Below are 17,861 nucleotides of genomic sequence, written 5' to 3'. Positions count from 1 at the left end.
GCTCACCCCATTTTGAAGATGTCGAGGCCGAGATAGCGCGTCATGCCGATATAGAGGCCCAGGGTGGAAGCCAGCAGCACGAAGCTCAATGCGGCCGCCATCTCCCAGTTGAGCTCGACATTGACGTAGTTGGCGATGAAGTTGGAAACGAGCTGGTCACTGGCCCCGCCAACCAGCACGGGCGTGATGTAGTAACCCAGGCAGAGGATGAAGGTGAGCAGGCAGCCCGCCAGCACGCCGGGCATCACCTGCGGCAGATAGATCCGGCGAAAGACCGTGAAGGGCCTGGCGCCGAGCGACTGGGCCGCCCTGAGCTGCGAAGTCTGGACCGATCGCATCACGCTGTAGATCGGCAGCAGGGTGAAGGGCAGCTGGATATGGATCATGGCCAGAACCAGCCCCGTGCGGCTGTACATCAGCTCCAGCCGCTCCGAAGCCAGGCCGAGCCAGAGCAAGAGATCGTTGAGCAGGCCGAATTTCTGCAGGATCACGGTCCAGGCGGCCGTGCGCACCAGGATCGAGGTCCAGAAGGGCAGCAACACCAGCACCAGGACGATCCCGGCCAGGGCCGGCCGCAGATTGGTCATCCAATAGCCCAGGGGAAAACCGAGAACCAGCGTTCCCAGCGTCACCAATGTCGCGATCAGGAAGGTTCGCCCGATCACGCGCAGGAAGACGGCCTGGTCAGGAGGCACCATGCCGATGCTGCCCTGGTCGGTCCAACGCAGGTCGAAGGCGGACAGCAGATAAAAGGTGGTGAAACCGCTGAGGCCGCCCCTGATAGCAGCCCAGCCGCGCTCCTGGCCGAGAAGCGGCGCCGCCTTGATCATGGCGGCCTTGTCCAGCGTCTGGCCGGAAGCCGTACTGCGCCCCAGCCTCAGGATCTGGCTGCGCGCACCCGGCAGGCGCGTGTTCAAGCTCTTGGCGAATTCGTTGATGGAGCCGGCCCCGGCCGCATCCTTCAGGTCGGCGCCCAGGGCCTGAAAGGTCTCCTCGCCCGGCACGCCCGCATCATCCTTTGCCAAGGCGGCAGCCGCCCGCGGCAGGGTTTTGGCGATCGTCGGCTCATAGATAGCCCGCGACAACAGGGACAGGATCGGTGCGCCGAAACTGAAGATGAGCAGCAGAAGCAGCGGCGCCGCGAGCGCGAGCGGCCGCAGGCCTTCGCGATCAACCTTTCGCCGGGCCTTCGGCACAATGCCGCTCGTCGGTATTGCGGTGGATGACATAGCGGTCCCCGTCTCATACCAAGGCGCCGCCCTTGTCATGCCCGAGGCTTGACCCGGGGCATCCAGAATCCCGTACACATCGACGGGAGGCGAGCTGGATTGCCGGGCCGAGCCCGGCAATGACAAAGGTTGCACCGATTATGGTGTCGTCGCGCGAAACGTCTCCTACTGCGCCAGCCAGGCGTTGAAGCGCTTCACCAGGTCTTCGCCGTGATCGCCCCAGAACTCGACATTGGCCACCAGATGCCGCTGCATGTTCTCGGGCGCGGTGGGAAGCTTGGGCAGGACTTCCTTGGGAATGAAGGGTGTCGCATCCTTGATCACCGGGCCGTAGGGAATGAAGCGGCCGAGCTGCGCACTGACCTCGGGCTGGGCCACATAGTTGAGATATTGATAGGCCAGGTCGAGATTCTTGGCGCCCTTGGGAATGGCTACCATATCGAATTCGACGATCTGGTCGTTCCAGACCAAAGCGAAGGGGCGCTTGTCCTGGTCGATCGCGCTCTGGATGCGGCCGTTCCAGGCCGTGGTCATCACCACTTCCTTGGAGGCGAGCAACTGCGCCGGCTGGGCGCCGGCATCCCACCAGACGATGTCCTTCTTGATGGTATCCAGCTTCTTGAAAGCGCGATCGACGCCTTCCGGCGTGGCAAGCACCTCATAGACCTGGTCGATCGGTACTCCGTCGGCCATCAGCGCCCATTCGAGGTTCTGGGCCGGTGCCTTGCGCATGGCCCGCTTGCCGGGGAATTTCTGGGTATCGAAGATGTCGAGCACCGAAGCGGGAGCCTGCTTGAGCACGCTGGAGTCATAGGCGAGCACATCGCCGTAGACATCGATGCCGACGCCGCAATCCAAGGCCGTCCCGGGCAGGAAACGCGAACGATCGGCGATCCTGGCGTAATCCAGCCGGATCAGGACGCCGGTATCGCACCCTTGCAGCACGGTCGAGGTCTCGACCGTAACCAGGTCGATCGGGACGTCGCCCGTCTCCACCATGGCTTTGATCTTGCCGAGCTCGCCCGTATATTCCTGCTCGTTGAAGGTGATGCCGGCCTTCTTGGCAAAAGGCTCGAACCAGGCCTGGCGCAGAGCGGCCTGCCAGGCGCCGCCCGTCGCCATGATGGTCAGCTCTCCCGCAGTGGCGGCCTGCACCTGGTGACAGAGCGCTGCTCCAGCCAGCGCGAGTGCGAGCGACAATCTCAGGCGTCTCATGGTTCTCTCCCGGTTATCCAGAGCAAGGCGCTTTCATGGTTGGATATTCTCTCGCCCTAACTCTGCGTTTCGACGTGTCCTTGCGCCTCTTGGCAGGCTCGTTCGGTCGTAAGGTGCGCTAATGCCCACCACTTATCGCGGTACCCATCGGAAAGGCGCGGCAGTCGCCGGTCGACCAGGCAAGATCGACAGGCTCGCCCATGGCCATGCTGGCTTCGGGCCGAATCTTGACCGTCAGGATCTGCCCATTGGCGAGCCGGGCGAGCAGGCGCTGATGGTCGCCGTGATAGATGCAGCCATCGACCGTGGCGCCGATGCGGTTGTCGTGGCCGTTCACCTCGGCCGCCAGCTTGATCTGCTCGGGCCTGATGGCGAGCTGGACCGGCGCGCCCTGGGGCAGCGGCCCGACCGCCTTGGCGATGACCTTCAGCCCGTCGGGCAACATGACGGCGCATTCGTCGCCATTCACCCGTTCCACCGTGCCGTCGAGAGCGTTGTTCTCGCCGATGAAGCTCGCGACGAAGGCCGTTGCCGGGTCGTTGTAGAGCTGGTCGGGCGAGCCGATCTGAGCGATCTCGCCGCTCTCGAAGATGGCGACGCGATCCGACATGGTCAGGGCCTCGCTCTGATCATGCGTCACATAGACGACGGTCACGCCCAGCATCTCGTGAAGCTGCTTGAGCTCGATCTGCATATGCTCGCGTAGTTTCTTGTCGAGGGCGCCGAGCGGTTCGTCCATCAGCACCAAGGTAGGCTCGTAGACAAGCGCACGCGCCAGGGCGACACGCTGCTGCTGGCCGCCCGAAAGCTGCGTCGGCTTGCGGTCCTTGAACTGGGCAAGCTTGACCATTTCGAGGGCACGGACCACGCGAGGCCCGATCTCGCTCTTGGGGATCTTGCGCACCGACAGCGGGAAGGCGACGTTGTCGGCCACGCTCATATGCGGAAAGAGCGCATAATTCTGGAAGACCATGCCGATATTGCGCTCATAGGGCGGCATCCGCTCGACCGGCTGCCCGTCCAGGCGGATCATGCCCTCACTGGGCCGCTCAAATCCGGCAAGCATGTTGAGGGTGGTGGTCTTGCCGGATCCGGAGGGCCCGAGGAAGGTCAGGAACTCGCCGCGGCGAATATCGAGATTGAGCCGCCGCACGGCATGGAAGCTGCCATACATCTTCTCGACGTCGATGAATTCGACGAATTTTGCGCCATCCTTTTTGCCATCGCCTGACTGGGCTGCCATCGCTGTCCCAACCTCCCCTTCGCTGCGCCCGTTAGGGTTGCCCTGTGCCGCCGCCACGGTTCTGCCTGGAGCTTGAGGCGCGTGACCTTGGGTTAGAATTGTGTGACCATACAACTTTTATTTGAGTGACCATATTTGCGAAGCTTGGCTGCGTCAAGGCCCTACAATGGCACAAAATCACCCAATTGTATGGGATACAATTGGCGAAGTCTCTATGATAAACCGCATACAACTCGCATTGTCTGAGCTCATCCGCCATGCTAAGAGGGGCCAAAGGGTGGCCTTTGGGAACGCCGAACGCAGATGCTGGATAATCTGGAGCTGCCGGAAAACGACCGGCCGATCTATCAACGCCTGGCGGATGCCATCGGCGAACGCATCGCCCGTGGCGATCTGACGGAAGGCGAGAAACTGCCGCCCCAGCGCGAAATCGCCAAGGCCCTCGGCCTCAACGTCACCACGGTCACCCGTGCCTTCTCGACCCTGCAGCAGCGCGGCCTGGTAGAAGCCCGCCCGGGTCGCGGCACCCTGGTGGCCCCCCGCGAAACCGACGACCCCGGCTTCAAATCCGCCCCCAGCGACGAGGCCGGCCTGATCGACCTGTCGGTAAACCGGCCGGCCACCTCCGCCTATCTCGAAGCCCTGTCGGCGCTGCTGCCTCGCTTGTCCAGGGATCGTCGCTTCCCGGCCCTGCAGGACTATCATCCCCCAGAAGGGCCGCTATGGGCCCGGACCGCCGTGGCAGGCTGGCTACAGGACGTTGCGGGCGATGGCGACGCCAGCCGCGTGGTGCTGACCGACGGGGCTCAGCACGGCCTGGCCTGCGTGTTGCGGGCCCTGACCCAGCCAGGCGACGTCATCCTGGTCGACCAGATCACCTATCAGGGCATCAGCGCCCTGTGCCGCTCGCACGGTCTCGACCTGCGCGGCCTTCCTTCCGATCGCGACGGCATGCGCCCGGATGCCTTCGAGGACGCCTGCCAGACCTGGCGCCCCCGCGCGGTCTTCCTGGTACCGAGCCTGCATAATCCGACGACGGTGACCCTCAGCGAGGGCCGCCGCCGAGCATTGGCCACGATCGCCAGACGACACAATGTGTTGATCATCGAGGACGATGTCTATCGCCCGCTGCTCGAAACGTCCCTCCCCTCCTTCGCCACGCTGGAACCTGAACTCACGGTCTATGTCGGTGGCCTCTCGAAATGCGTCGCACCGGGCCTTCGTTTCGGCTTCGTGGTGGCCCCGCGCGCCGTGCTCGGCAATGTCGCGGCAGCGTTGAGGATCGACTGCTGGAGCGTCAGTCCGCTGATTCCGCTGATCGCGACCAGCCTTCTGGAGGAAGGAACGGCGGCTCGCATCATCGAGCGGCAGCGCGAGGAACTTCGCGAGCGCCAGGCAATCCTCGCTGAAGCGCTCGCCGCTTTCGACATCCAGACCCACGAAGCCTCGCCCCACGCCTGGCTGCACCTGCCCGAGCCCTGGCGCGGCGCCAGTTTCGCCAGGGCCTGCCGCCAGCGCGGCGTCGGCGTGCTGCCCGCCGATGCCTTCGCAATCGGGCGGGAAACCCTGGCCCACGCCGTCCGCATCAATGTGGGGGCCGCACCCTCGCGCGGCGAATTGCGACAGGCGCTCGGCATCATCGCCAACCTTCTCAATGCCGGCAATTTCGAGCTTTCGGGTGCGATTTGAGGCATAAGTTCCGGGCATATGGACGTCCGAGTCCAGCGGAGAGTCCAGCTTGACCACCACCCGGCAGCGTCTCGTCGACCATCTCCATGGCATCGCCGGCTATAACGACAAGGGTTATCTGTGGAGCCGGCATACGCCCGCCGAGGTGCAGGCCAGTCAGGACGAGGCGCAGGCCGTCATTCTCAGGCTGATCGACGAGATCGGCGCGACAGCCTTCAGCCGGGACCTGCTCGCCGAGCTTCAATCTGGTGCCGGAGCCCGTGACGATTCTGGCAATCTGGCCGAATGGACGCGCCGGGAGTTGCTGCGATGAACCCTGGTGATAATCCCGCCAGACCGGCGGCCATCCCCGAGCCGGCTTTCGCCGATTTGCTCACGGCCTATCGGGATCCGCACCGGCATTATCACGATATCGGCCATATCGAGGCCATGCTGGCGGAGCTGCAGGACTGTCGCCCCCTCCTCCATGATGCCGAAGCCGTCGAACTCGCGATCTGGTTCCACGATGCCATCTACGATGCCGCGGCGCCCGACAATGAGGAGCGCAGCGCCGATCTTGCCCGGCAGGTTCTCGGCAGGCGGCTCGGGCAGGGCAGACTGGAACGGGTGGCGACGCTGATCCTGGCCACCCGAAAACATGAGCTTGCAGGCGATGTCGGCCCGCAGGAACGGGCGGACATGGCCTATTTCCTCGATCTCGACCTGCAGATCCTCGGCGCTGAGGCGGCGCGCTTCGATGCCTATGAAGCGGCGGTGCGCCGCGAATATGCGCATGTGCCCGAGACGGCCTGGCGCATCGGGCGGGCTGCCGTGCTGCAGCGCTTCATGGCCCGCCCAAGGCTCTATTTCAGCGACCTTTTCGCCGAACGGCTGGAGGAAAGAGCGCGCGCCAATCTCGCGCGCTCCCTCGCAAAGTTGACGGAAGGCGAGCCGCCTCAGGCCAGCGTGTAGCTGGTCTTCACCGTGGTGTAGAACTCGGCGGCGTAGCGGCCCTGCTCGCGCGGGCCGTAGCTCGAGCCCTTCCGCCCGCCGAACGGCACGTGATAGTCGACGCCCGCCGTCGGCAGATTGACCATCACCATGCCGGCCTGGACATTGCGCTTGAAATGCGTGGCGTATTTCAGGCTGGTGGTGGCGATGCCGGCGGAGAGGCCGAATTCGGTGTCGTTGGCGGCGGCCAGCGCCTCGTCATAATCCTTGACGCGTACCACGGCGGCGACCGGCCCGAAGATTTCCTCGCGGGCGATGCGCATGTCGTTGCTGGCGCCGGTGAACAAGGCCGGCGTCAGATAGAAGCCGGGCGCCTCGCGCTTCACCAGATCGCCGCCAAAGGCGAGCTTGGCGCCCTCGTCCTTGCCGATCTTGATGTAGTTCAGGTCCTGGTCGAGCTGGCTCTGATCGACCACCGGGCCGATATGGGTGCCGGCCTTCATGGCATCGTCGACGGTAACCCCCTTGAGACGCTCGACGAGCGCGGCAACGAAGGCATCATGGATGCCATCGGTGACGATCAGGCGCGAGGAGGCCGTGCAACGCTGGCCGGTGGAGAAGAAGGCGCCGTTGACGGCGGCTTCCACCGCCACCTTGACGTCGGCATCGTCGAGCACGACGAAGGGGTTCTTGCCGCCCATTTCGAGCTGTACCTTCTTCATCGGCGAAGAGGCGACGCAGGTCGCGGCGATCTTGCGGCCGGTACCGACCGAGCCGGTGAAGGAGATGGCATCGACGTCGGGCGAGGACAGCAGCGCCTCGCCGACCACCGAGCCGCGGCCCATCACCAGGTTGAACACGCCAGCCGGCAGGCCGGAGCGGGCGATGATCTCGCCCAGCGCATGCGCGGTGGCCGGCACGAGGTCGGCCGGCTTCAGCACCACGGTGTTGCCGTAGCAGAGCGCGGGGGCAATCTTCCAGGCCGGAATGGCCGCAGGGAAGTTCCAGGGCGTGATCAGGCCGACCACGCCGATGCCTTCGCGCGTCACCTCGACGCCGACGCCGGGACGGACCGAGCCGATGATCTCGCCGGCCAGGCGCAAGGCTTCACCGGCAAAGAAGCCGAAGATCTGGCCGGCCCGCGCCACCTCGCCGATACCTTCGGGCAGGGTCTTGCCTTCCTCGCGCGACAGGATGGCGCCGAGCTCCTCCTTGCGTGCCAGGATCTCGTCGCTGATGCGCTTGAGCACGTCGTGGCGTTCCTGCAGGGTCGAGCGGCTCCAGCCGGGGAACGCAGCCTTGGCGGCAGCAATGGCCTTTTCGGCTTCGGCCTTGGTCGCCCGGGGGAAGTGCCCGACGATCTCGGCGGTGTTGGAGGGATTCACGTCCGGCGCGAGATCGGACGAGGCGACCCATTCGCCGGCGATGAAGTTACGGGCATGCAGTGTCATCGGGAAGATCCTAGAGATAACGAAACCGGCCGGACATTAGTCTAACAAATGCCCGGCGCAAACCGGCAGCTTGACGCGGCCGGCAATTTTCTGGTGGCGCCCATCAGGCAGTTGCAACCGCCGTCACGCGCTGGCGCACGATCAGGAGGGCGATCAGCGCGGCGATGATACCGGTGAGGCCCGAGAAGAGAAAGGCCTCGACATAGCTTCCCTGCAGCACCCGCATATAGCCGGCCAGGGCCGCAGCGCTGGCGGCGCCGATCTGGTGGCCCGCCGCGATCCAGCCGAACACCACGGGAGCGTCGCGATCGCCGAAGGCCTCGTTGGTCAGGCGCACGGTCGGCGGCACGGTGGCAATCCAGTCGAGGCCGTAGAACACGCCGAAAATGGTGAGCGTATAGATGTTGAAGCCGCTGAAGGGCAGATAGATCAGGGCGATGCCGCGCAGGCCGTAATAGATGAAGAGCAGCTTGCGCGGATCGTATCGATCGGTCAGCCAGCCCGAGAAAGTGGTGCCGAAGAGGTCGAAGATGCCCATCATCGCCATCAGGCCGGCGGCCTGCACTTCCGGGATGCCCATGTCGCCGCAGAAGGAAATCAGGTGCATGCCCACCAGGCCGTTGGTGGTGAAGCCGCAGATGAAGAAGGTGGCGAACAGGTACCAGAAGGTGCGCGTGCGGGCTGCCCGCACCAGCGCGCCGAGCGAGGCATCGATGAGGCCGGTCTGGGCCTGTGGCGGCTCGATCGGCGCGGAGGGATCGGCGCCATAGGGGCGCTGGCCGATGTCACTGGGATGGTTGGGCACCAGGAAGAAGGCAAGCGGAATCAGGACAGCACAGGCAATCGCCACGGCCGCGACCACCAATTGCCAGCCGCCGATCTCGGAAAGCTTGGCAAGACCAGGCTGGAAGATCAGCGTGCCCGTTGCCGCGCTGGCCGCCATCAGCCCCATGATCAGGCCGCGATTGGTCTTGAACCAGCGATTGGCGACGGTGGCACCCAGCACCATGGCGACGCAGCCCGACCCGAGCCCGGAGAGCACGCCCCAGGTCGCGATCAACTGCCAGGACTGCGTCATCAGCAGGCTAAGGCCGATCGAGGCGGCCATCAGCGTCAGAGCGATGACCAGCACCCGGCGGATGCCGAACTTGTTCATCAGGGCCGCGGCGAAGGGGCCGACCAGGCCATAGAGCAGGATGCCGATCGACCCCGAAAGCGAGATCGTGTCGATACCCCAGCCGAATGCCTTGTGCAGGGGCTGGAGCAGCAGCCCGGGCGCGGCACGCACACCGGCCGCCACCAGCAGGGAAAGGAAGATGACGGCGACGACGACGAATGCATAATTCTGGCCGAAGGGCCGGCGGCTGACGCGCTGCATCGGAAGACCTGTAGGATGTCGAGATTGACTTGATACGTACCGGTCTGTAACATCGTTGTCGAAAATTGGAAAGAGGCAAATGACCGGATCCGCAAACGCCGCTTCGCCACCGCAGCCACGCGCGGCGGAACGCATCCTCAAGACTGCGCGCGAACTCTTCTACAAGGAGGGAATCCGGGCTGTCGGCGTCGATACCATCGCCTCGGAAGCCGGCGTGACCAAGCCGACGCTCTATCGCTGCTTCAATTCGAAGGATGAACTGGCGGCCGCCTATGTCCGGGTCTACGACGCCGAGTTCTGGGCCCGCTTCGAGGGTGCGGGCGTCGGCTTCGAGAACGACCCGCGCACCCATCTGCGCAACTACCTGGCAGGCCTCGGCGAAAGGGCAACCCTGGCCGGCTACCGCGGTTGTGGGCTGAGCAACGCCGCCGTGGAATATCCGGAGGAGGACAATCCCGCCCGCATGGTCGCCGAGGGCGGCAAGGTGTTGCTGCGCGAACGCCTGGAAGGCATGGCCGAGCGCATGGGCGCCAGGAATCCGGGCTTGCTCGCCGACGGGCTGCTGCTGTTGATCGAAGGCGCTTTCGTCAGCGGCCAGATCTTCCACGAGGGCGGGCCGGCCGGTTCGGTCGCTGTGATCGCCGACATGCTGATCGAGGCAAGCCTGAAGGATTGAGCCGGAGCGCGCGGGACGAAAGGCGCCCAATCGATCGCCGACCTTCCTTGCCGATGCTTCAGAGCTTTCACTGCGCCGGTATTGCTGCCTGCAGTTCAGCCTTGGCCTTGGCATGTCCCTGGTCCGCAGCCTTGCCAAACCAGAACAAAGCCTGCTGCTTGTCGCGGGCAACGCCCAGCCCCCGCGCATATAGGGTGCCGAGCGCATATTGCGCGCTGGCACGCCCCTGATCGGCCGCCTTGCGCAAGAGGTCCGCAGCCATGACGTAATCCTGCGGCACGCCCCAACCATTGGCATAAAGGGTGCCAAGGCCATCCAACCCGGCGGCGTCACCCTGCTCGGCCGCCTTGCCGAGCCAGAAGGCAGCCTGGAAATAGTCCTGCGGCATGCCCTGACCGTTGGCATAGAGGGCGGCGAGATTGACCTGCGCGGTGACATGGCCCTGGACGGCCGCCTTACGGTAGAACGCTGCAGCCTTGGCTTGGTCCTGCACTACGCCCTGACCCTTGGCATAGAGCGCGCCGAGGTCGTTCTGTGCATTGGCGTCGCCCTGATCGGCAGCCTTGCGATAGAGCGCCACGGCCTCGACATAGTCCTGCCTCACCCCCTGCCCGTTGGCACAAAGGCGACCGAGATTGAATTGTGCCTGGGCATTGCCTCGGTCAGCGGCCTTACGGAAGAGAGCCGCGGCCTTGATATAATCTTGCGCCACGCCCCAGCCATTGGCGTAAAGCACGCCTTGGGCGTTCAGAGCGTGGAGATCGCCTTGGTCGGCGGCCTTGCGGAACCAGAGGGCGGCCTCATCCTGGCGTTGTGCGACGCCCTTGCCCTGCAGATAAGCCGTGCCGAGATTGAACTGCGCCTTGGCATTGCCCTGTTCGGCGGCTTTGCGGTAAAGCGCGGTCGCCTGTCCCAGGTCCAGTGTGACACCCCAGCCATTCGCATGGAGCATGCCCAGGCTGTTCTGCGCGTCGGCATCGCCCTGCTCGGCCGCCTTGCCATAAAGGCCACCGGCCAAGACATAATCGCGCGGCACGCCGCGACCGTTCTCATAGAGATCGCCGAGATAGTATTGTGCCCTGGCCAGGCCCTGCGCGGCGGCTTTACGATAGAGCTCCCCGGCTCGGGCATAATCTTGCTTTACCCCCCAGCCATTGGCATGAAGCACGCCCAGGTCCACCAGAGCGTTGAGATCATTCTGATCCGCAGCCTTGCTCAGCCAAAAGGCTGCCTGGGCATAGTCTCGTGCCGTCCCCTGGTCATTGGCGTAGAGAATGCCGAGGTTGTACTGCGCCCTGGCAAAGCCTCGATCAGCGGCCTTGCGATAGAGTTCGGCAGCCTTGGCATGGTCCTGTGACACACCGTACCCGAGGGCATGGAGAGAACCCAGTTCGTTCAACGCCCCCGCATCCCCTTGATCCGCGGCCTTGCGAAACCAGAACGCGGCCTGCCCATAATCCTGGGTGAGACCTAGCCCCTTTTCATAGAGGAAGCCGAGATTGTATTGCGCTCCGGCGTGTCCCCGTTCGGCGATCTTACGGAGAATGTCGGCCGCCCGACCATAGTCCCGCTTGACGCCCTGGCCCTCGACATAGAGGGCAGCGAGGCTGTTCTGGCCATCGGCATCCCCCTGGGCCGCCGCCTTGCCGAGCCAGGCTACCGCCTGCTCGTAATCCCGGGCCACGCCCTGGCCGTTTCGATAGAGCAGACCGAGATTGGTTTGGGCACCAGCATGGCCTTGATCCGCGGCCTTGCGATACCACAAGGCCGCTTGGCCGTAGTCCAGGGGCATGCCCAGTCCCCTGGCATATTGGAGCCCGAGATTGAACTGCGCCTCGACATGGCCCTGCTCGGCCGCCTTGCGGAATAGGGCGGCCGATTGGGTATAATCGCGCGGCCCGCCCAGCCCCTCGGCAAAGAGAACGGCGAGATTGTTCTGCGCCAAGGCATCTCCCTGAACGGCTGCTTTGCGATACAGCTCGATAGCTTGGCCGTAATCCTGGGCGACACCCCGGCCGTCGGCGTAGAGCAGGCCAAGATTGTACTGTCCGCCGGCATGGCCTTGAGCAGCCGCTTTGCGATAAAGGGCGGCAGCTTGCGCAATTTCCTGCAACACGCCCCGACCACTGGCGTAGAGGGAACCTAGGCTGTTCTGCGCAGCGGCATTGCCCTGGTCTGCCGCCTTGCGGAACCAATCGGCGGCTTGGCTGGCACTTTGCGTGACGCCTTTGCCTTGAAGATACATCTGGCCGAGACCGTATTGCGCCTCGGCGTTGCCCCGGTTGGCAGCTCGGCGGAACCAGAAGGCGGCCTGGCCATAATCTTGAGCCAAATCCTGCCGTCCCTCAGCGTAAATGGTGCCGAGGGCAATCTGCGCCTTGACATGCTCCCGCTCGGCCGCGCTGCGGAAAAGGGCTACTGCCTGGGCATTGTTTTGTACCACGCCCTGGCCGCGTTCATAGAGGATGCCGAGATTATACTGAGCCTCGCTATCCCCCCGCGCCAGTGCCTTGCGAAACAATATGACGGCCTGACCGAAATCCTGCGGCATGCCCCAGCCTTTGGCATGGAGAAAGCCGAGAGCATTCTGCGCTCCGGCATGTCCCAGGTCAGCAGCCTTGCGATACCAAAAAGCCGCCTGCCCATAATCCTGGGGCACCCCTTCTCCCTTGAGGTAGAGGGAAGCAAGATTGTATTGCGCGTTGGCATTGCCTTGATCGGCCGCCTTGCGCATCCAGGCGGCGGCCTGAACATCGTCTCGCGCAACGCCCCGACCTTCATGCAGCATCACGGCGATCTTGAGCTGGGCACTCGCATCGCCTGTTTCGGCTTGCGCCTTATAAAGCCTGAAAGCCTCGGCATGATTGCCTTGGGCATAGATATCGTCTGCGATACCAGCTTGGGCCGGATCAAGCAGAGTCCAGAAAAGCAATCCGCAGATCAGAACGCCGATCCTGCGCATGGCCAATCCCCCGAGCAAAATCCCAACGACTTTCGCAGCAATCTTGATAGTTGAAAAATACCCTGCAAGTGTGCCTTGAATTACACTTGTCGGACACGACGGCCCCCGTGGCTCACGCCGCGCCGAAGCGGCGGCGATAATCGCCCGGGGTCAATCCCATCGTCCGCACGAAGATCTTGCGGAAGGAAACCGGATCGCCATAGCCGACATTCCAGGCGATGCGGTCGAAGGAAAGCCGCGTCGTCTCCAGCATGTCGCGGGCCTTGGCAACACGCAATTGCTGGCAATATTCGATGGGCCTCAGGCCCGTGGCCTTGCCGAAACGGCGCAGGAAGGTGCGCCTTTCCAACCCGGCCCTGGCCGCCATGGCGTTGACGTCGACGTCGCCGGCATAGGCCTGCTGGAGCCAGTGCTGAACCGCGAGGATCGCTCCGTCGCCGTGGTTGAGCCGCGGCGAGAACACGCTGTAATGGCGCTGCTCGCGCCCCTGCGGATCCACCAGCATGGCGCGTCCCGTCGCCACCATCACGCTGGTTCCGAGCAATTTCTCCACCAGTTTCAGGCCGAGATCGGTCCAGGACATCAATCCGGCGGCAGTGATGATGTCGCCGTCGTCGATCACGATCTTGGCCGAATCCACCCTGACCTTGCCAAAGCGCTCGGCGAGATCATCGGCGTAGCTCCAGTGGGTGGTCGCCTCGCGCCCGTCGAGCAATCCGGTTTCCGCGAGCAGGAAAGCGCCGATGCAGACCGAGGCAAGCACGCTGCCGCGACCATGACAGTTGCGCAGGAATTCGGCGAGGTTGGAGGTCCAGGCGTCGCTCGGCGGCTTTGCCAGGCTCGGCGGTAGGATGATCATGCTTGGGATCGCGTCGTCCGCGCCGTCACGATTGCGGATCTGGCCGCCGGCATCACACTCCCAATGGCTCACTCGCAGCAGCGGGCCACTGCCTTCCCTGCGCTCCCGCGCGATTCTGTCGGCGATGGCGAAGAGGTCGGTCAGACCATAGAGCGCGGCCAGTTGAACGTCGGGATAGGCCAGCAGGCCGATCTCGGAGGGAGCCGAGGTCATTTGTCACTTTCGCCCTGATTTTTGTCACATGTGCCAATCGGCATTCTGCCCTGCGCGTCCTATTTCAGCAATCACGACATCCTTTGAAACTGGAGAAACACCCCATGTCCAAGCGTGCCTTGATCCTCGTCGATATCCAGAACGACTATTTCCCGGGAGGCAAATGGACCCTGTCCGGCATCGAGGCGGCCACCGCCAATGCCGCGCGCCTGCTGGAGGCGGCCCGGACGAAGAACGACCTCGTAGTGCATGTGCGCCATGAAGCGGCCAAGGCGGATGCCCCCTTCTTCGTGGCCGGCACGCCGGGCGCCGAGATCAACCCGGGTGTCGCCAACCGCGCCGGCGAAGAGGTCGTCGTCAAGAACTTCCCCAACTCCTTCAGGGACACCAACCTCAAGAAGCTGCTCGACGATGCCGGCGTCACCGACCTCCTGGTCGCCGGCGCGATGAGCCATATGTGCATCGAGGCGACGACCCGGGCGGCAGCCGATTTCGGCTATGCGGTCACCGTTGCCCATGATGCCGCGGCCACACGGGACCTGGAATTCGGCGGAGTCACCGTACCGGCGGCGCAGGTCCATGCCGCCGCCATGGCATCGCTCGCCTTCGGCTACGCCAAGCTTGCTTCGACGGATGAACTGCTGGCGGGTTGAGGCAGCAAGAAAAGGCGCAATGACGGATGAGGGATGTTGGCGCATATCTCGGGGAAGGTTTTGCGTCACCCCTCATCCGCCCCTTTGGGGCACCTTCTCCCGCAAGGGGAGAAGGAAGATTGCGTCTTATTCGTCTGGACCAAAAGCTGCTGGCCCCGCGGCACCCGACAAGCCCACGCCCCTCACATACCCCAGCGCAGGGCCGGGGTATGCACTGGCGCATCCCACAGCGCCTTGGCCTGGTCGTCCAGCACCGAGAGCGTCAGCGAGCAGCCGGCCATGTCGAGCGAAGTGACATAGGAGCCCGTCAGCGAGCGGGCGACCTTGATGCCCTTGCCGTCGAGCCATTTGCGGGCCCTATCCTGCATCAGATAAAGCTCCATCAACGGCGTACCGCCGAAGCCGTTGACGAAGAGCAGGACCTCGGTGGCCGAGGTCAGCGAGAGGTCGCCGACGATGGCGCCCAGCATCTCGTCGACGATGGCATCGGCGGAAGCCAGCTTGACGCGGCGACGGCCCGGTTCGCCATGGATGCCGACGCCCATCTCCATCTCGTCCTCGCCGAGGCTGAAAGTCGGCTTGCCGGCGGCCGGCACCGTGCAGGAGGTCAGCGCTACGCCCATCGAGCGCGTATGGCTGTTGACGCGCGCGCCCAATGCCTTGAGGCTCGCGAGGTCGTCGCCACGCTCGGCCGCGGCGCCCAGGATCTTCTCGACGATCAGCGTACCGGCAACGCCGCGCCGGCCGGTGGTCCAGGTCGAATTCTCAACGGCGACGTCGTCGTCGAGGATCAGGCTTTCGACGGGGCCGGAGGCCATCTCCGCCGCCATGGCGAAGTTCATCACGTCGCCCTCGTAGTTCTTGACAATATAGAGCGTGCCCGCACCGCCATCGACGGCCTCGGCCGCCGCCATCATCTGGTCGGGCGTGGGCGAGGTGAAGACCTGGCCCGGACAGGCGGCATCGAGCATGCCGAAGCCGACGAAGCCGGCATGCAGCGGCTCATGACCGGACCCACCGCCGGAGATGAGGGCCACCTTGCCGGGCTTGACCTGGCGGCGGCGCACGAATTTGCGCTCCTCGCCCAGGGTGACGATGTCGGCGTGCGCGGCCGCGAATCCGTCCAGGCTCTGCGCCAGCACGTCGTCGACAGCATTGATGAGCTTCTTCATTCCATGGGCCTCCATATTGTTCGTGGTTAGATCGGGCCGCTGCAGGAACCGATATTCGGACTCAACTCCGAACCTGGCTTTCTCCAGGCTCATCCGGAACCGGTTCCTCCTCCCCCTTGGTCTTGCGATCGAGTGCGCGCGTGTAGTGGACGAGGCTGGCGACGAAATCGAGAATGGCCTTGTCCATCGCCTGGTTGCGCCGGACATCGCCAAGATCCGGCAAGGTGAGTGTCAGGCTGCGCCCTTGGGCCAGCTTGCCCTGGGCCTGTGTCCGCCCCGGATGGGCGGTCTGATAGGCCTTGAGGAACTCCGCCCTCTCTGCCGGTGCGAGGTGGCAGACCTCGAAAATGACGTCGAGGTGCTGGGCCGGAATCGGAATGGGATAGCCGGGATTGGTGATCTGCGAAATGAAGGACCTATTGGTGCCGAGGGCCGCCGCCAATTTCAGCCTCGTGCCCGAGGGACGATTGTCCAGCGCGCGCCGCAGCAGCGCCTTGTAGGCCGCTATCGAACGCGTGCTGGCATCGCGGGCATCAGACATGTTTGAAATCTGCAATTGCGGCCTTGACGGCCCCTACCAGGGCGGGCGGCACGGACAGGCAGGTCAGGCCGACGCCGATGAGCTTGGGCACCAGGCGCACCTCGCCCGCGGCATCGCCGCAGATCGAGACCGGAACCTTGCGCGCCTTGCCGGCACCCACGGCGCGGGCCATCAATTCGAGCACGGCCGGATCGCCAGCGTCGTTGAGGCCGGCGACGTCGGCGATGTCGCGCGCCGCTGCCATGGTGTATTGCGTGAGATCGTTGGAGCCGATCGAATAGAAATCCGCCGGGAAGCGCAGGGCGCCGAGGGCTGCCGCGGGAACCTCGACCATGATTCCAAGCGGCGGCCGGCGGCAGGGCGTGCCTTCGGCGATGAGGGACGCCACCACCTCGTCGAGCAGGGCGGACGCCTCGGCCAGTTCTCCCGGCACCGTCACCATCGGCAGCATGATGCGGATCTCGTGATGCAGGCTGGCCCGTGCCAGGGCCCTGAGTTGGACGCGGAAGGTTTCCGGGCGAGCCAGGGACAGCCGCAATCCGCGCAGCCCAAGGAAAGGATTGGATTCGCCGTCGCTGGTGACGCCAGCGATCGGCTTGTCGCCGCCGGCATCGAGGGTCCGGATCGTCACCGGCCGCCCATCGGCCCAGGCGGCGATGGCGACATAGGCGGCATATTGCGCTTCCTCGTCCGGCAGGGGCCGGCCAGGCTCGAATAGGAACTCGGTGCGCACCAGGCCGATACCGTCGCAGATCTCCGGCGAGATGCCCTTGAGATCGTCCGGCGAGGCGACGTTGATCATGATGTCGACCCGCGTGCCGTTGGGCAGGAACACCGGCTCGGCCTTCATGGTCTCCGCGCGGGCATCGGCTTCGTGCCGGCGTGCGAGGGCAGGGCCGAAATCGGCGAGCGAGGCACTGTCGGGATCGAAGGTCACAGTTCCAGCCGCCCCGTCGACAATGGCCTGGCTCGCTTCCTCGAGCGCTCCGAGCCCGGTCACCATCGGTACGCGGCGACTGCGGGCGAGCATGGCGACATGGGAGGATGGCGAACCGGCGCCCAGGGCAATCGCGCCGCCCTTGCTCCAGTCGACCGACAGGAACAAAGACGGCGGCAGGTCTTCGCCCACCAGCACGGAACCGGGCGGCACCTTCTCGCTTTCGGCCGCACCGGTGAGATGGGCGAGCACGCGGTCGCGGATATCGGCAAGGTCGGTGCCACGGGCACGGAAATAGGCATCCTCGCTGCGTTCGTAATCGGCGATCTCCGCTTCGAGGGCCGAGCGCCACGCGTGGACGGGGGGAACGCCGGCGGCGATCGCGTCGAAGGCCCCCTCCGACAGGGCCTCGTCCTCGAGCATGGCGATCTGGAAGCCGATAATGTCGGCTCCCTCTTCATCGACGGCCTCGACCAGGGACACCAGATCGACCAAGGCTGAATCGATGGCGGTGCGCAAGGCGGCGTCGCCATCTTCCTGCGCCGGTGCCTTCCTTTCGGTCCGCGGCTTCGGCTTGCCGATCGTGAAGACGGGGCCGGAGGCCAGCCCGGGCGATGCAGGGCGTCCCGTCATCCGCCGTTCAGTCATGACAACCTCCTTGGCAGCCCCTAGAGCAACGCGCGTTCATGACTGAACGCTTGTTTGCTCTAGCT

Annotated in this window: 15 protein-coding genes and 1 pseudogene; 5 read left to right on the top strand and 11 right to left on the bottom strand. The window is 64.6% G+C overall.

Annotated elements, in window-relative coordinates; translation table 11 throughout:
* Window positions 1–2 precede the first annotated feature (2 nt).
* The 3 genes from ACIGJE_RS10800 to ACIGJE_RS10790 all read right to left on the bottom strand — a co-directional run bounded on the left by ACIGJE_RS10800 (window position 3) and on the right by ACIGJE_RS10790 (window position 3,687).
* A complete protein-coding gene (locus ACIGJE_RS10800; protein WP_415083379.1) occupies window positions 3–1,229 on the bottom strand; it encodes an ABC transporter permease in 1,227 nt (408 codons plus the stop codon).
* A gap of 165 nt (window positions 1,230–1,394) precedes the next feature.
* On the bottom strand, window positions 1,395–2,444 hold the full coding sequence (locus tag ACIGJE_RS10795; protein WP_415083381.1) for an ABC transporter substrate-binding protein: 1,050 nt from the start codon (window positions 2,442–2,444) through the stop codon (window positions 1,395–1,397).
* A 118-nt stretch (window positions 2,445–2,562) separates the two neighbouring features.
* Complete coding sequence (locus tag ACIGJE_RS10790; protein WP_415083383.1) at window positions 2,563–3,687, bottom strand: ABC transporter ATP-binding protein; 1,125 nt, start codon at window positions 3,685–3,687, stop codon at window positions 2,563–2,565.
* A 303-nt stretch (window positions 3,688–3,990) separates the two neighbouring features.
* Between ACIGJE_RS10790 and ACIGJE_RS10785 the strand changes: the two genes are divergently transcribed.
* The 3 genes from ACIGJE_RS10785 to ACIGJE_RS10775 are packed head-to-tail and all read left to right on the top strand — an operon-like array spanning window position 3,991 to window position 6,327.
* Window positions 3,991–5,376: an aminotransferase-like domain-containing protein gene (locus ACIGJE_RS10785; protein ID WP_415083385.1), complete on the top strand. Its 1,386-nt coding sequence runs from the start codon at window positions 3,991–3,993 to the stop codon at window positions 5,374–5,376.
* Window positions 5,377–5,425: 49 nt separating this feature from the next.
* Window positions 5,426–5,689 (top strand): hypothetical protein, encoded by a 264-nt coding sequence (locus ACIGJE_RS10780; RefSeq protein WP_367624176.1) that lies wholly within the window; start codon window positions 5,426–5,428, stop codon window positions 5,687–5,689.
* A complete protein-coding gene (locus ACIGJE_RS10775) occupies window positions 5,686–6,327 on the top strand; it encodes an HD domain-containing protein (protein WP_415083388.1) in 642 nt (213 codons plus the stop codon). The genes ACIGJE_RS10780 and ACIGJE_RS10775 overlap by 4 nt, the downstream gene beginning before the upstream one ends.
* Here ACIGJE_RS10775 and ACIGJE_RS10770 read toward each other — a convergent pair.
* Entirely contained in the window at window positions 6,312–7,757 is a 1,446-nt protein-coding gene (locus ACIGJE_RS10770; RefSeq protein WP_149254160.1) for an aldehyde dehydrogenase family protein, read from the bottom strand. The two genes, ACIGJE_RS10775 and ACIGJE_RS10770, sit on opposite strands and share 16 nt — an antisense overlap.
* A gap of 103 nt (window positions 7,758–7,860) precedes the next feature.
* A complete protein-coding gene (locus ACIGJE_RS10765; protein WP_415083390.1) occupies window positions 7,861–9,135 on the bottom strand; it encodes an MFS transporter in 1,275 nt (424 codons plus the stop codon).
* Between the two features lie 79 nt (window positions 9,136–9,214).
* Between ACIGJE_RS10765 and ACIGJE_RS10760 the strand changes: the two genes are divergently transcribed.
* Window positions 9,215–9,811 (top strand): TetR/AcrR family transcriptional regulator, encoded by a 597-nt coding sequence (locus tag ACIGJE_RS10760; protein ID WP_311933641.1) that lies wholly within the window; start codon window positions 9,215–9,217, stop codon window positions 9,809–9,811.
* 67 nt (window positions 9,812–9,878) lie between these two features.
* On the opposite strand, the gene ACIGJE_RS10755 is transcribed toward ACIGJE_RS10760, so the two are convergent.
* From ACIGJE_RS10755 to ACIGJE_RS10745, 3 genes and pseudogenes are all read right to left on the bottom strand, one after another.
* The gene (locus ACIGJE_RS10755) at window positions 9,879–12,143 is read right to left on the bottom strand and encodes a tetratricopeptide repeat protein (RefSeq protein WP_483680237.1); all 2,265 of its coding nucleotides are present in this window, start codon (window positions 12,141–12,143) and stop codon (window positions 9,879–9,881) included.
* A gap of 102 nt (window positions 12,144–12,245) precedes the next feature.
* Window positions 12,246–12,599: pseudogene (locus tag ACIGJE_RS10750) on the bottom strand (tetratricopeptide repeat protein); the annotation flags it as partial.
* 286 nt (window positions 12,600–12,885) lie between these two features.
* Entirely contained in the window at window positions 12,886–13,845 is a 960-nt protein-coding gene (locus ACIGJE_RS10745; protein WP_367624179.1) for a GlxA family transcriptional regulator, read from the bottom strand.
* A gap of 104 nt (window positions 13,846–13,949) precedes the next feature.
* On the opposite strand from ACIGJE_RS10745, the gene ACIGJE_RS10740 reads away from it, so the two are divergent.
* Window positions 13,950–14,498, top strand: coding sequence for a cysteine hydrolase family protein (locus ACIGJE_RS10740; protein ID WP_367624180.1), 549 nt, complete (start codon window positions 13,950–13,952; stop codon window positions 14,496–14,498).
* Between the two features lie 182 nt (window positions 14,499–14,680).
* Here ACIGJE_RS10740 and dhaK read toward each other — a convergent pair whose 3' ends face one another.
* The 3 genes from dhaK to ACIGJE_RS10725 all read right to left on the bottom strand — a co-directional run bounded on the left by dhaK (window position 14,681) and on the right by ACIGJE_RS10725 (window position 17,796).
* Complete coding sequence (gene dhaK, locus ACIGJE_RS10735) at window positions 14,681–15,670, bottom strand: dihydroxyacetone kinase subunit DhaK (protein WP_394310350.1); 990 nt, start codon at window positions 15,668–15,670, stop codon at window positions 14,681–14,683.
* A gap of 61 nt (window positions 15,671–15,731) precedes the next feature.
* On the bottom strand, window positions 15,732–16,211 hold the full coding sequence (locus ACIGJE_RS10730) for a hypothetical protein (protein ID WP_415083394.1): 480 nt from the start codon (window positions 16,209–16,211) through the stop codon (window positions 15,732–15,734).
* Window positions 16,204–17,796: a putative PEP-binding protein gene (locus ACIGJE_RS10725; protein ID WP_367624183.1), complete on the bottom strand. Its 1,593-nt coding sequence runs from the start codon at window positions 17,794–17,796 to the stop codon at window positions 16,204–16,206. Before ACIGJE_RS10725 ends, ACIGJE_RS10730 begins: the two co-directional genes overlap by 8 nt.
* Window positions 17,797–17,861 lie beyond the last annotated feature (65 nt).

Source organism: Labrys sp. E2SS-1L, from assembly GCF_057073705.1.
Note: the sequence above shows the minus strand (reverse complement) of the source record. Positions and strands in the feature narration are given on the sequence as shown.

Excerpts from the sequence above, each read along its gene's own strand:
- ACIGJE_RS10800 (WP_415083379.1), bottom strand. The coding sequence starts at position 1,229 with ATGTCATCCACCGCAATACCGACGAGCGGCATTGTGCCGAAGGCCCGG.
- ACIGJE_RS10795 (WP_415083381.1), bottom strand. The coding sequence starts at position 2,444 with ATGAGACGCCTGAGATTGTCGCTCGCACTCGCGCTGGCTGGAGCAGCG.
- ACIGJE_RS10790 (WP_415083383.1), bottom strand. The coding sequence starts at position 3,687 with ATGGCAGCCCAGTCAGGCGATGGCAAAAAGGATGGCGCAAAATTCGTC.
- ACIGJE_RS10785 (WP_415083385.1), top strand. The coding sequence starts at position 3,991 with ATGCTGGATAATCTGGAGCTGCCGGAAAACGACCGGCCGATCTATCAA.
- ACIGJE_RS10775 (WP_415083388.1), top strand. The coding sequence starts at position 5,686 with ATGAACCCTGGTGATAATCCCGCCAGACCGGCGGCCATCCCCGAGCCG.
- ACIGJE_RS10770 (WP_149254160.1), bottom strand. The coding sequence starts at position 7,757 with ATGACACTGCATGCCCGTAACTTCATCGCCGGCGAATGGGTCGCCTCG.
- ACIGJE_RS10765 (WP_415083390.1), bottom strand. The coding sequence starts at position 9,135 with ATGCAGCGCGTCAGCCGCCGGCCCTTCGGCCAGAATTATGCATTCGTC.
- ACIGJE_RS10760 (WP_311933641.1), top strand. The coding sequence starts at position 9,215 with ATGACCGGATCCGCAAACGCCGCTTCGCCACCGCAGCCACGCGCGGCG.
- ACIGJE_RS10745 (WP_367624179.1), bottom strand. The coding sequence starts at position 13,845 with ATGACCTCGGCTCCCTCCGAGATCGGCCTGCTGGCCTATCCCGACGTT.
- ACIGJE_RS10740 (WP_367624180.1), top strand. The coding sequence starts at position 13,950 with ATGTCCAAGCGTGCCTTGATCCTCGTCGATATCCAGAACGACTATTTC.
- dhaK (WP_394310350.1), bottom strand. The coding sequence starts at position 15,670 with ATGAAGAAGCTCATCAATGCTGTCGACGACGTGCTGGCGCAGAGCCTG.
- ACIGJE_RS10730 (WP_415083394.1), bottom strand. The coding sequence starts at position 16,211 with ATGTCTGATGCCCGCGATGCCAGCACGCGTTCGATAGCGGCCTACAAG.
- ACIGJE_RS10725 (WP_367624183.1), bottom strand. The coding sequence starts at position 17,796 with ATGACTGAACGGCGGATGACGGGACGCCCTGCATCGCCCGGGCTGGCC.